Below are 12,866 nucleotides of genomic sequence, written 5' to 3'. Positions count from 1 at the left end.
GGACGTGGGAGTGATTGTCGCCAAAATCTCTGTGCTACAAGCATTTCCATCATGCGTCCACCGGGATGGCCGGAATGGCTATGTCGCGTTTGAGGATCTTACCGGTGGGGCCCTTGGGCAGTTCGTCGACGAACCAGATCCGCCGCGGGTACTTGTAGGACGCGACTCGGTCCTTGACGAAGTCACGGATCGCCGTGGCGTTAGCCTCGGCGCCGGGTAGCAGGGCGACGGCTGCGCCGACTTCTTCACCAAGCATCTCGTCGGGCACCCCGATCACAGCGGCCTCGCGGACCACGGGATGCTCGTGCAGCACCTCCTCGATCTCACGCGGGTAGACGTTGTAGCCGCCGCGGATGATCATGTCCTTGAAGCGGTCGATGATGAAGAAATAGCCGTCGTCGTCAACACGCGCCAGATCGCCGGTGCGGAACCAGCCGTCAGCATCGACAGCCGCGGCCGTCGCGTCCGGCCTATTCCAGTAGCCCTTCATGACATTGGGCCCGCGGATCGCGATTTCGCCGACGCCGTCGTCTCCCGGCTCGACCAATTTCATTTCGACCCCATCCACCGGGGTACCGATCGACCCGGGTTTGCGCTCCCGTCCGGGATGGTTGAACGAGGCCACGGGAGAGGTTTCGCTCAGCCCATAACCCTCGAGCACCATGGCGTCGAAGGCGCTTTCGAAGGCGCGCATCACCTCGACCGGCATCGCGGCTCCACCGGAGATGCACAGCCGCAGCGAGCCGGTGTCGGGACGCGCGCCGCAGTGCAGCATTGCGGCGAACATCGTTGGGACGCCTTCGAATACGCTGACCCGGTCACGCTGGATGATCTCCAGTGCCCGTTCGGGTGAGAACCGCGGGATCAGCGTCAGGCAGCTTCCCGCCTCGACCGCGGCGTTGAGGCCCGCGGTTTGCCCGAATGCGTGAAACAGCGGCAGGGCGCCCAGAATCACATCGTGGGCCGAGAGGTTCAGCATCGCCACCACCGTTGCGGCGTTGTGCCGCAGGTTGGCATGGGTCAGCTCAGCGCCCTTCGGAGTGCCGGTGGTGCCCGACGTGTAGAGGATGACGGCAGTATCGGTGTCTCGGCGTGGCACCGGTTCGGCGACGGGCGCGGCGGAGCAGATCAATTCTTCGAACTCGCCCGGGACAACCGCGATGCACTCCGCCCCGGCGGCGTCCGCACCCGCCTGAGCGGCCGGGACGAACTCGTGCCAGGCGAGCACGGCCTTGGCCGCCGAGTCGGAGAGGTAGAAGGTGGTCTCGCGTTCTTTCAGCAGAACATTCATCGGCACCACCACCCCGCCGGCACGCAGCACGCCGTAATAGGCCACGGCGAAGTACGGAACGTTGGGCAACATGACGCCGACCCGGTCGCCGGGACGCAGACCCCGAGCGACCAGCAACCCCGCCAGGCAGGCGCTGGCCGCATCGAGTCCCGCATAAGGGATTTCGATTTCGTCGAGCCGCAGCGCGACGCTATCGGGTTGGCGGCGGGCGGTCGCCGTCAAGTTCAGCGCGAGGCTGGTCATGTCGTCACCTCGAATCAGCCAAGAATCGGAAAGCTGCGACGTTTGGCAAGGCGGTCCATGCCGTCCTGGATCGCGCCTTCGACCTGGTCGTACACCGAGTTGACGTATTCGGTGTCGTCGGCGCGAGCGGGGTCGGTGTCCACGCGGATGGGATCCAGGAACTCGGTGCGGATCTTCGCCGGCAGCGGGAGGTGGGCGGGCAGGATCTCGATAGCCAGCGGGAACGGCACGCCCGCGATGATCGGCGCGGTCGCGCCGCGGAGGCGCTTGCCCAGGCCGGTCCAACGGGCGATGAACCGGCCTTCGGACAAGACAAATACGGTGTCGTGGCCGCCGACGGTCGCCACCGGAACGATCGGAACCCCTGAACGAATGGCTTGGCGGACAAAGCCTTTGCGGCCGAACAACAACGCCTTGTCGCGATGACGCCAGCTGCGCATCGCGTCTTGCTCGCCGCCGGGCCACACGATCACGTCGTGTCCGGCGGCCAGCGCCTTGGTGACGCCCTGGCGCGACGCCGGAATTACCCCGACCGCCTTGAAGTAGTCGCCCAGCAGCGGTGCGGCCATCAGCACGTCGTGGGCGGTGCCGTGCAGGATTCGGCGCCCTCCGAAGCGGCGGTACCAGGAGTGCACCAGCGTCCAGGCGTCCATCGTCAGGGCGCCGCCGGAATGGATGCCGATCAGCAGCGAGGGCTCGTCGGGTATCCGGTGCCAGCCGTCGATCTCAAGACGAAAATAGTGGTCGCACAGGAAGTTCCAGACCGGGTTCTGGATGTAGCGCATGAACTTCTCATTAGGGCCGCGCAGCGGTTCCGTGCCCCCCGTGCGACCGGCGACCAGTTGCGCGAGCCATCCCTGCTTAGCACGCGCCTTTCCGTTGGGCACGGTCTCGACCATGTCTATCAACCCGTTACGTGGGAGCGTTGTCGGTGTTGTCGTTGCCATCGTGGTCCTCCTGGTGGTTTTGGTTAACTGATTGAGGTGGGAGTGACTCGGTCCGGCAAAGACATACGGTCGAGTGTCCGTCCGCCGTAACCGGAGGTCATCAGAGCCGATTCCGAGATTTCCCGGCCCGCTTTGGCGGCCATTACAAGCGCATTCCGGAAAGCTCGAGGGCCCACCACAGTCCGACGAGGGCTTCCGTCTCGTGCAGACTTGCGCCGGTCAATTCCTCGAAACGGGTCAGCCGGTAACGAACGGTGTTCTGGTGAACGAACAATCGCTTGGCAGTCCGTTCCACGTGCATGCCGCAGGCCAGGTACGCGCGCAGCGTCGCCATCAATTCGGTGGCGGAACCGCCGGCGGCCAACGGTTCCAGGTATCGCCTCCGGAGTAACTCACCGAGATCGACGTCCATTGCCACGGCGGCCCGCACCCCCAGCGAGCCGATGTCGTAGGCGCCGCGCAGATTGCACGCTTGCACTGTCATCAACGCGCGCGCGGCGAGGCGATACGACTCGGCGAGGTGCTTCAGCGATCTGGGTGGGCCGAACCCGGCGACGCCGTCGATGTTGCTGGGGGGTGGCTCGCTCAAGAAGCCCGCGATGTCGCCGTCGACGACCGCGCAAAGTCCGCGCCGCCGCTGACCAGCGTCACCGAAACCCAGCACTCGCTCGAGCGCCCGCTGGTGGACATCCTCGCCGAGTCGGGCCCGGACCGCGACGTATTCGCCTGCGGGGTCGAGCCCGTACACCTCGGCGTGTACGGCAACTTCGGCGACGGGAAGCGTACCCATCAGCACGCCGCGGACGAACGCGGTGCGTCGTTCTTCTTCGGCGATCGCCTGCGCGACTTCGACGCGGCGATGCGCCTTGGCGGTCGCGACCATGGCGACGTCCGACCACGCCAGGACCGACTGCATGAAATCCAGGATCTGGCCGTCTCCGATGGCCAGCCGCTGCACTACCTCACGCGCGTAACCGAAGACCACCTCGACACCAATTCGCCAGGCGCGCAACATGTCGTCGACGGGTATGCCTTGACGCGACCGTGCTTCGCCGATCTCGGCGAGCTCCGCGAGTTCGTCGCCGCTGACCTCGGCATGTCCGGCGCTGGCGGACAGCAAGACCCGTTGAACCTGCAATCCCACTTCAGCGCTGAGCGTCTGCCGGGAGATCGAGCGATACGCGGGCAGCCGGGCCTGCATGGCCTCGCGGATGCGCTCGGCAAGCTCTTGGTACTCGCCGAGCATCGTCTCGAACAGGACGTCGCCGCTCCGCGCGCCCTGTGCTTCGCCCGGCGGGCTCAACACCAGATGTCGCGGCATCACGCCGGAGCGACGGCGGGAGTGGGCCGTCGCGTTGTTGCCGGCACCGACTTCTTGGCCATCTTGGCCGTACTGCCGGTCCTAGTCCGGAATTCGCCGACCGCGTGCGTGACCGTGACGCCCAGCGGGATCAGCACCGGCATCAGGATCATGATGAGGTAGATGAACAAGCCGAGCATGGAGTCACTCCTTTCTCCGCACAGCGAAGACAGTCGGGTTTGATTGATTTCAAGACGCTCGGTTCCGAATTCGGGGCCCCCCGCGCTGGTAAAGAAATTACGGAGCGCACGCCCACGGATCGACGTCCTGCGGTGACCAACTATTGGCAACCCGTTGTCTCGCGGAGACAATGCCGACTACGTTCGGACCATGGGGGCCGACGCCACTGGCACCGATCGCGCGATCGTCGCGAAGACCGCGGCACTGATTGCCGCCAGGCTCGATGAGCAGCTGGAGGCTGCGACACGGTCAATCCAGCAACTGCTGGTCACCGAGATCACCGAGCTGGCCGGCGACGCGCAGTTGGTGCAGTTGTTGCGCGATACCGTGGCGTCCAACGTCGACACGTTTTTCTCGGCTATTCGCAACGGCATACCCGTGGAGCACATCGAGCCGCCGACTGCCGCACTCGAGTATTCCCGTCGGCTGGCGCAGCGCGAGATCTCAGCGAACGCCTTGGTGCGCGCTTACCGGCTCGGCCACCGCGCGGCATTGGACTTTGTGCTCAATGAGATTCGGGCAGCCGGACTAGATCCGCAACTGAGTCTGGACGTGTACGAGCAAATGGCGGCGGTGTCATTCGCATATATCGACTTGACCTCGCAGCGGGTGGTGGCCGCCTATCAGGACGAGCGCGACCGATGGCTGGGCAATCGAAACACGTTGCGCGCCCTGCACGTTCGCGAGTTACTTGCCGGTGGCGACGCCGACGTCGACGCAACGACCATCGCGATCCGCTACCCGCTGCGGCGTCTGCACGTCGCGCTCGTCACCTGGTGCCCCGAGTCCACCGACGTCACCGAACTGGACTCGATGGAACGCTTTGTGCAGAAGCTGTCCGAATCGGTTGGCTCTCAGGAGAGTCCGTTGTTCATTTCGGTGGATCGCGTGACCGGATGGGCATGGATCCCGGTGCCGGCGGACAGGGCACCGAACGTGCTGACCGAGATCCGCCAGTTCGCGGAGTCGGTGCCGGATGGCCCGTCCGTTGCCGCCGGCAATCCGCTGCCGGGGATCGACGGCTTTCGCCGCTCACATCAGCAGGCGGAGCACGGCCGCTCGGTAGCGATCGCGTCAGGCACGACCGACCGCCGAATCGTCACGCCGACCGATCCGGGCCTGGCTATCGCGGCACTGCTGGGCGACAACGTCGAATCCGCGTCGGCGTGGATTGCGGAGGTGCTTGGGCCGCTCGCCTCCGACACCGAGGCCGACGAGCGGTTGCGCGAAACACTGCGAGTTTTCCTGCATGCCGGCGGCAGCCACAAAGCGGCCGCAGAGGAGCTCCACCTGCACGCCAACTCGGTCAAATATCGCGTGAATCGGGCAATCGAACGTCGTGGCCGGCCCATCGCCGACGACCGCTTGGATGTCGAAGTCGCGCTGCTGCTTTGCCACTGGTTCGGCGCGACGGTGCTGGGGTGAGGGTCGCGGATCTGCGTCGAGCGTGTCGTGAGGGCGACTTTTCGGCCAAATTCTCACCCTCAGAACACGTTCGGCGAAATGCTGGGGTCTCCGGCCGACGATCTACCGAGGTGCGTTCGTCCTCGGCGGACAAAACCGTAGTGTGCTGAACGGAAAGACCGCCTCAGCCCCACCACCGAGGATTTCAACCGTGCGCGCGAAACCTAACGACCAGGCCGACTCCGACGATCAGCGCATCCCGCCGCTACCAGATACCAACCGGCTGGAGGCGTTCAGCGACGGAGTGTTCGCGATCGTCGTCACCCTGCTCGTGCTCGACCTGAAGGCACCAGAGCACACCGATGGCCGCCTGCTGGCGGCGCTCGGCCAACAATGGCCGGCATATCTCGCATATTTCGCATCGTTTGCCTACGTCGCGGTCATTTGGCTGAACCACCATCAAACTTTCGCCGGCATCCAGCGCGCCGACCGAGGGGTGCACTATGCCAACCTCGCTTTGCTGTTGACCACGGCCTTGATCCCGTTTCCCACCGCAGTGCTGTCGCATGCGTTCATCATGGGCATCGACAGTACGGACGCTCGTACCGCAGTAGGCCTGTATGCCGGCATCGCCACCGCGATGTGCGCGAGCTGGCTGCTGCTGTACCACCAGGTTCACCGCCACCGCGATCGCTTGGTCGAGGAGGGCTCGGATCGCGAAATGTTCGGCGTTGAGCGTATCCGCGCGATTGTCGGCATCGTCGCCTATCTGGCCGCCGGCATCGTCGGAGTTCTGTGGTTGCCGGCGATTGCGTTGGGCGTGTTTGTTGCACTGCCCGTCTTCTACGGCCTCACCAGCGAGGGGCTGAAATCCTTGGCGCGCAAAAGACCGTCCAGGCGGTAGCGTCGTCACCAGCGACCAACACTGCCATAGGGGGTCCCGTGCTAGGACGACGAAAAGGCCGAGGACTTTTTACCCGACCAGCGAGCGGCGAGGTGAGCGAGGCGTCGGTCACCCTTGTCGGCGAGCACAAGCGTTACGAGATCAGCGCCGACGGCGTGCAGGCCGGCTTAGCCGCCTACGTCGACACTCGCAGTCAGCGCATCTTCTACCACACCGAGATCGACGACAAGTTCGCCGGTCGCGGCCTGGCCAGCACGCTGATTGCGTTCGCGCTGGACGATACGCGCGCCGCGGGCATCCGGATTGTGGCGATCTGCCCGTTCGTCGCCGCCTATGTCGACAAGCACGAGGACTACGACGACATCCTCGATCCCATCACTCCACAGGCGCACGCAGTGGTGCGAGCCCAAATCTCTTGAGCCTGAGTGGTTCTGAGGCTTGTACGCGTTACACCTGTACCCATGCCGTCGCGCGGACTGCATGGGCGATGTTGGCGAATTATGACGGCACCAAGTCACATCAGCCCCGTGAGTCACTGCGCGGCGTGGCCACTGATTTTGTAATGTGCTATCACCGGCGCTATCAGATTCCAAACCCGCCACATGCCCGCCTTCCCGGTGCGGGAGTGACGGTGTGACGAAACATCCGGCTACGGTGAAACGATCGCGCATTCCTACATATTCGCGTGCGCCGATTACGCAGGCGCCCTTCGTGTTTGAGCATCGGTTGGCCCGGCGACGTTGCCGGGCCAACCGAAAGTCCGCTGGCTACTTGAACAGGTCCTTGTGGTCATCCTTGATCATGTCAGCGCCCTTCTCACCAACCATGTAAACCGTGTTCTGGATGCGGCAGTCAGGGATGATCGGGAAGACGGAAGCATCGATGACGCGGAGCTTGTTGACGCCGTGGACCTTCAGCTTCGGGTCGACGACGCCCTGCTCGATGTTCTTGGACAGCCGGTTGGTGCCGCAGGGGTGGTATGACGTCTGCACACGGTCCTGAATGGACGTCCTCATCAGCTCGTTCGAATGCAGAGGCATATCCCAGGGGTACTGGCTGACGACAAGGTCCTTGAAGCCGTCGCCCTTGGTGAGGATGTCGTAGACGAACCTGATGCCCTCACGCAAGCCGATGATGTCCAGCTCGCTGGCAAGGAAGTTGAGGTTGATGTTGGGCTGCACCAGCGGGTCGGAACTGTTCAGCGTCACCTCACCGCCTTCGTATGTCGGGCGGACCAGGTCAACCATCACCGTGAGGTGGTCGCCTTCCTCGGGGGTCGGGTATTGCCACTGGAACGCACTGCCGAACATCGGAACAAAATCGAGTTCGAAGTGCGGCTGCCCTTCCGGCGAGAAGGGGTCGAGCCCGCCGTTTGCGGCCTTGGCCTCGCGGTAGACCGGGTCCTTTTCCAAGTACTCGTCGATGCGCGGAAAACCGATCAACTCCAGCAGACCCGAGCCGATTGGTCCGGAATGGTCCTTCTGGTAGGCGGCAACAGCAGCCTGGTAGTTGGAACCGTGGCGGATAAGCGTGTCGTCCATGCCGAAGCCGTCCTTGATCCGCATCACGAACGGGACGCCGGGGTGGTCGAAAAGGTGCTGTCCGACATGGCGAGAGTCGACGACTACCGGGATACCGTGCTTAGCCAACTCGCGGGCGGGACCGATACCGCTGAGCATGAGCAGCTTGGGGCTCTCGAACGCCCCCTGGGCGAGGATGACTTCGCGGGTGGCGTAATAGTTGTGCTCGTTGCCGGACGCGTCGATGACCGTCACACCCTTGCACGTGCGATCGGCGTAATCGATGATCAGACGCCTGGAACGAACCTGCGGCACAATCGTGACGTTGGACTTGTCCTTCACGAACAGGAAGCTGCCGGAGCGCTGGCCGTTGTAGATGCTGTTGATCGAGTGGGTGAGGCCGTTCATCTCACCGTCGTAGATGTTCTCGGTAAGCGGCAAGCCCCTGGACGTCCAAGCCTCGATGACAGCCTTACGGAAGTTCTCCAACTCCGGGATGTCGGCGTGGGAAATGGGCAGCGGGCCACCGGCGCCGATCTTCTCGAGTTCGGCCGGGTAGCGCTTGGCATCCTTCGGATCACCGTGGTAGGTAGCGCTTTTGCGCAGATACGGCAGAAGGGGCTCCCAGGTCCATTCCTGTCCGCCGTACTCCGCCCACCGGTCATAGGTCGGCTTGCAGCCAGGGACCCAGCTGAAGTAATTGGCTGAGGAGCTCCCGCCGAGGATCCTGCCGCGGGTGCATTGCTTGTCGATGCGCTCCCAGACCGGACGGCCGACGAACTTGGCCTTGTAGTTCCAGTCGTACTCGGAGCCGCGCAGGCCCATGGCCAGTGAAGGAGTGGTAACCCCCTCGAGATCCCAGGGGTTGCCGACGCCTGCCTCGACGATCAGGACCTTGACGTTGGGGTTCTCGGCAAGCCGGCCGGCGACGACGCACCCCGCCGTTCCGCCACCAACGACAACAAAGTCAAAGCGACCTCCGTCTTGGGCACTGAGTTCTTCCTCTAACATGAGTTCCTCCTCGAACGTCGGGTATGCAGCGGGGCCGCACCACCACGCATCCAGTCGTTATTTCCCACTGTGATGCGGATTTCGGATCCGCAGTTAGCAGCATGTGCGTATACGGTTTCGATCTCCATGGAGTTGGCTCCGTAATTCGGCGGGATTTCGCGCCAAGCTTTGGTGACCGCTACAACCACATGCCAAACAGGGCTCCTTGAGCTGAAAGACGCGAAGCGACAACGGCTTTTCGCCTCAACACTGCTTCGACGAGCCGTCCTCCATCGAAAGTTAAGCCGCTGCGGCGTCTGTCGGCGTGTGGTGTTGGTGGTTTAATTAAGTGTCGCGGCATCATGATCGACAACAGCCATTCATGGCATCGCGGTCAGTGCTTAAGACTAGCGCCGACGCCCTCTTCGACTCTTTGGCCGATGGCAGAGTCGATGTTGCGCCAGTACTCGAAGACGCGCGACAGCACCGGCTCTTTCACGCCAGCGGAGACATGGCCAACGATGTTGTGTACCAGTCGTTCCCGTTGTGCATCGTCCATCACGTCACGCACCAGGGCCCCGGCCTGACCCCAGTCGTCATCATCGGGTCGCAGTGTGTAGGCGGTGCGCATCATCTCCCCGTCGGCGGCCCAGCGCACCTCGGCGGCCCGAACCGGGTCGGCCCGGGGTCCGCCGTCAGAGTTGGGGGCATACACCGGATCGGAGGCGTTGACAAACCGCATCCGGCCGTCCTTGGAATAAGATCGCACCGCACACCGGGGAGCGTTGACCGGGATCTGGTTGTGGTTGACCCCGATGCGGGTGCGGTGCGCATCGGGGTAGGCGAAAGTGCGCCCGAGCAAAAGCTTGTCCGGGCTCAGCCCTGTGCCGGGCACCAAATTGCCTGGTGCGAAAGCGGCTTGCTCTACCTCGGTGTGGTGATCGGTGATGTTGCGGTCCAGTGTCAGCGTGCCGACGTCGACGGGCGGGTAGTCGGCATGCGGCCATACTTTGGTTACATCAAATGGGTTGAGCCGATACGTTTTTGCCTCCGCGAACGGCATAATCTGCACTTGCAGCGACCAGCTCGGATACTCCCCGCCCTCGATGGCCTCATACAGATCACGCACACAACAGTCCGGGTCGGTGCCGGCCAGCCGGTCGCCATCTTCTTGGGTCAACCACTGGATGCCATGGTTGGTTTTGAAGTGATACTTCACCCAAAAGATCTCCCCGGCGGAATTAACCCAGCTAAACGCGTGTAGGCCAAAGCCGTTCATATGCCGAAACGTCTTGGGGATACCCCGATCCCCCATCACCAGCGTCACCAGATGAGCGGTCTCGGGACAGAGCGTCCAAAAATCCCACACCATGTTGTGGTCGTGCAGATCATTGTCCGCACGGCGCCCCCCGGCGCGGATCAAGTTGGGAAACTTGATCGGATCCCGGATCGCAAACACCGGCACATCGCTCCCGACGATGTCGAAATTGCCCTCGGTGGTGTGGAACTTCACCGAAAACCCGCGGTTGTCGCGCGTCGTATCCGCACTTCCGCGTTCACCGCTATTCCCCGAAGAGAACCGGGCGAATACCTCCGTGGTCGAGCCCGGCTGCAGGAACGCCGCCTTGGTGTAGTCACCCACATCGGCTGTCACCTCAAAATGCCCGTATGCACCGGCGCCCTTGGCGTGCGGCTGACGCTCCGGCACCCGCTCCCGATTGAACGCAGCCATCTGCTCAATCAGATACGAATCCTGCAACAGGATCGGCCCATCAGGACCCAGCGACAATGACAGGTCGTCGCTGGGCGCCGGAGCACCCGCATTCGTCGTCGTATAGTTGTCCGCCATAGCGCGATTTGCCTTACGGTAGAGCGGAACTGACCACACGTTTCAACACGGTCCCGCTACCGCGCTCCTTACTTACTGAGGTTGGCGGCGCGGATGCCGTCTTCGACCTTCTCGCCGATGTTGCGGTCGATGTTGTACCAGTATTCGACGACGCGGGACAGCACTGGCTCTTTCACGCCATCGGAGACGTGGTAAACGATGTTGTGTACCAGTCGTTCCCGCTGCGCGTCGTCCATCACGTCGCGCACCAGGGCGCCGGCCTGACTCCAGTCGTCGTCGTCGGGTCGCAACGTGTAGGCGGCACGCACCATCTCTCCGTTGGCGGCCCAGCGCACCTCTGACGCGCGATCTGGATCGGCTTTCGGGCCACCGACGGAGTTGGGCGCATACACCGGGTCGGTCGAGTTGACAAAGCGCATCTGCCCGTCCTTGGAATAGCTGCGCACCGGACACTTCGGAGCGTTGACCGGAATCTGGTTGTGGTTGGCCCCAACCCGGTAACGGTGCGCATCGGCGTAGGCGAAACTGCGCCCGAGCAAAAGCTTGTCCGGGCTCAGTCCGATCCCAGGCACCAGGTCGTGCGGCGCGAAGGTGGCCTGCTCGACCTCGGTGTGGTGGTCGGTGACGTTGCGGTCGAGGGTCATGGTGCCCAAATCGATGAGCGGATAGTCGGCGTGCGGCCACACCTTGGTCACATCGAACGGATTCAACCGGTAGGTCTTTGCCTCCTCGAACGGCATGATCTGCACCTTCAGCGACCAGCTCGGGCACTCCCCGCGCTCGATCGCCTCATGCAGATCCCGCAAGCAGCAGTCGGGATCGGTGCCGGCCAACCGGTCGCCCTCTTCCTGGGTCAACCACTCGATGCCCTGATTGGTCTTGAAGTGAAACTTCACCCAAAAGATCTCCCCGGCGGCGTTGAGAAAGCTGAACGTGTGCAGCCCATAGCCGTTCATGTGCCGAAATGTCTTGGGGATACCGCGATCACCCATCACCAGCGTCACCAGATGGGCCGTTTCCGGGGACAGCGTCCAAAAATCCCACTGCATGTTGTGGTCGTGGCAATTGTTGTTCGCGCGGCGCTTGGCGGAGCGAATCATCTGCGGAAACTTGATCGGATCGCGGATGAAAAAGATCGGCACATTGTTGCCGACAATGTCCAGATTGCCCTCGGTGGTGTAGAACTTCACCGAAAACCCACGCGTGTCGCGCAGCGTGTCGGCGCTCCCACGCTCGCCGGCGTTTGTCGCCAGCCGCACGAACACGTCCGTCACCGCACCCGGCTGAAACACCGCGGCCTTGGTGTAAGCGCTCAGATCATTGGTGACCTCGAACCGACCGAACGCACCGGCACCCTTGGCGTGCGGCTGACGCTCGGGCACCCGCTCCCGATTGAACGCTGCCATCTGCTCGATCAGATAGGAATCCTGCAACAGGATCGGCCCATCAGGACCCACCGTCAACGACAGTTCGTCACTAGGTGCCGGTGCACCGGCATTCGTCGTCGTAAAGTTCTCCGTCATATCAGCGTCCTCTCGAGTCTGAAATCTTCTGTTAATCAAGGAGATTCGACTAAATTGCCGTTAGCGGTGTTAAGTTGAATCGGCGGGGCGGCCGGGGGGAGGTCAGGCGTCCCGCCGATGGCTCAACGGCGAAACCTACTCAATCCTTCGGTACGAGTCGATATCTGCCTGTTCGATTGACTGCGCGAACTCTTGCCCTTTGTCCGTGAGCTGCAGCCACACGGCATACATCCATCTCTCCGGATCGTCGTAGTGCCTGAGGTAGACGTGGGAGATCTTGTGCATCGATCGCTCCAGCGGCTGGTCCCAGGCAACGAATCGTTCACCTTCGGTCGCCACTCCGCCCAGATGTTCACCCAGCATGACCTGGGCGCCCAGCCTGACCAGTCCGTCGTTCACCAAGGAGCGGATGACCTCCAAAGTTTCGTTCTGCACTTCCGAGGGCGCTGCCGACGGATTGCGTTGTTTGACATACCAGTCCACGGCATTCAGATCGACAGGTTGGCCGAGGCCTTCGAGCAGGAGCCCGCGGCGCACCATCTCACGTGGCGTGACTTCGTCTTTAGCTTGCATATCGCCGTCAGCTCCTTGCCGTCGCTTCGCGTGCTGCGTCAACTTTCTGCCCATTGCGCACGGATATCTACGGAGTCGATTC

At 62.9% G+C, this 12,866-nt stretch carries 11 protein-coding genes; 3 read left to right on the top strand and 8 right to left on the bottom strand.

Features of this window, described 5'->3' with window-relative positions:
* Positions 1-49 precede the first annotated feature (49 nt).
* The 4 genes from A5791_RS17270 to A5791_RS17255 form a co-directional block, all read right to left on the bottom strand.
* Positions 50-1,534, bottom strand: a complete 1,485-nt coding sequence (locus A5791_RS17270; protein WP_067239391.1) for a long-chain fatty acid--CoA ligase — start codon at positions 1,532-1,534, stop codon at positions 50-52.
* 14 nt (positions 1,535-1,548) lie between these two features.
* Positions 1,549-2,433 carry a lysophospholipid acyltransferase family protein gene (locus tag A5791_RS17265; protein ID WP_067239389.1) on the bottom strand — a complete coding sequence of 295 codons (885 nt, stop codon included), beginning with the start codon at positions 2,431-2,433 and terminating at the stop codon, positions 1,549-1,551.
* 190 nt (positions 2,434-2,623) lie between these two features.
* A complete protein-coding gene (locus A5791_RS27495; RefSeq protein ID WP_082966986.1) occupies positions 2,624-3,802 on the bottom strand; it encodes a CdaR family transcriptional regulator in 1,179 nt (392 codons plus the stop codon).
* The gene (locus A5791_RS17255) at positions 3,802-3,981 is read right to left on the bottom strand and encodes a hypothetical protein (protein WP_067239386.1); all 180 of its coding nucleotides are present in this window, start codon (positions 3,979-3,981) and stop codon (positions 3,802-3,804) included. The genes A5791_RS27495 and A5791_RS17255 overlap by 1 nt, the downstream gene beginning before the upstream one ends.
* A 190-nt stretch (positions 3,982-4,171) precedes the next feature.
* Between A5791_RS17255 and A5791_RS17250 the strand changes: the two genes are divergently transcribed.
* The 3 genes from A5791_RS17250 to A5791_RS17240 all read left to right on the top strand — a co-directional run bounded on the left by A5791_RS17250 (position 4,172) and on the right by A5791_RS17240 (position 6,748).
* Positions 4,172-5,446: a CdaR family transcriptional regulator gene (locus tag A5791_RS17250; RefSeq protein ID WP_082966992.1), complete on the top strand. Its 1,275-nt coding sequence runs from the start codon at positions 4,172-4,174 to the stop codon at positions 5,444-5,446.
* 190 nt (positions 5,447-5,636) lie between these two features.
* Entirely contained in the window at positions 5,637-6,329 is a 693-nt protein-coding gene (locus A5791_RS17245; RefSeq protein ID WP_197504715.1) for a TMEM175 family protein, read from the top strand.
* A 92-nt stretch (positions 6,330-6,421) separates the two neighbouring features.
* Positions 6,422-6,748, top strand: coding sequence for a GNAT family N-acetyltransferase (locus tag A5791_RS17240; RefSeq protein WP_067239384.1), 327 nt, complete (start codon positions 6,422-6,424; stop codon positions 6,746-6,748).
* Between the two features lie 348 nt (positions 6,749-7,096).
* Here A5791_RS17240 and A5791_RS17235 read toward each other — a convergent pair whose 3' ends face one another.
* The 4 genes from A5791_RS17235 to A5791_RS17220 all read right to left on the bottom strand — a co-directional run bounded on the left by A5791_RS17235 (position 7,097) and on the right by A5791_RS17220 (position 12,646).
* Positions 7,097-8,860, bottom strand: coding sequence for a GMC family oxidoreductase (locus A5791_RS17235; protein ID WP_067239381.1), 1,764 nt, complete (start codon positions 8,858-8,860; stop codon positions 7,097-7,099).
* 373 nt (positions 8,861-9,233) lie between these two features.
* A complete protein-coding gene (locus A5791_RS17230; protein ID WP_067239378.1) occupies positions 9,234-10,688 on the bottom strand; it encodes a catalase in 1,455 nt (484 codons plus the stop codon).
* 68 nt (positions 10,689-10,756) lie between these two features.
* A complete protein-coding gene (locus A5791_RS17225; protein WP_067239376.1) occupies positions 10,757-12,211 on the bottom strand; it encodes a catalase in 1,455 nt (484 codons plus the stop codon).
* 135 nt (positions 12,212-12,346) lie between these two features.
* Positions 12,347-12,646, bottom strand: a complete 300-nt coding sequence (locus A5791_RS17220) for a hypothetical protein (RefSeq protein WP_067239485.1) — start codon at positions 12,644-12,646, stop codon at positions 12,347-12,349.
* Positions 12,647-12,866 lie beyond the last annotated feature (220 nt).

It is taken from the genome of Mycobacterium sp. 852002-51163_SCH5372311 (assembly GCF_001667115.1).
Taxonomy (GTDB): domain Bacteria; phylum Actinomycetota; class Actinomycetes; order Mycobacteriales; family Mycobacteriaceae; genus Mycobacterium.
The sequence above is the reverse complement of the archived record's forward strand: the minus strand, read 5'-3'. Positions and strand labels throughout refer to the sequence as shown.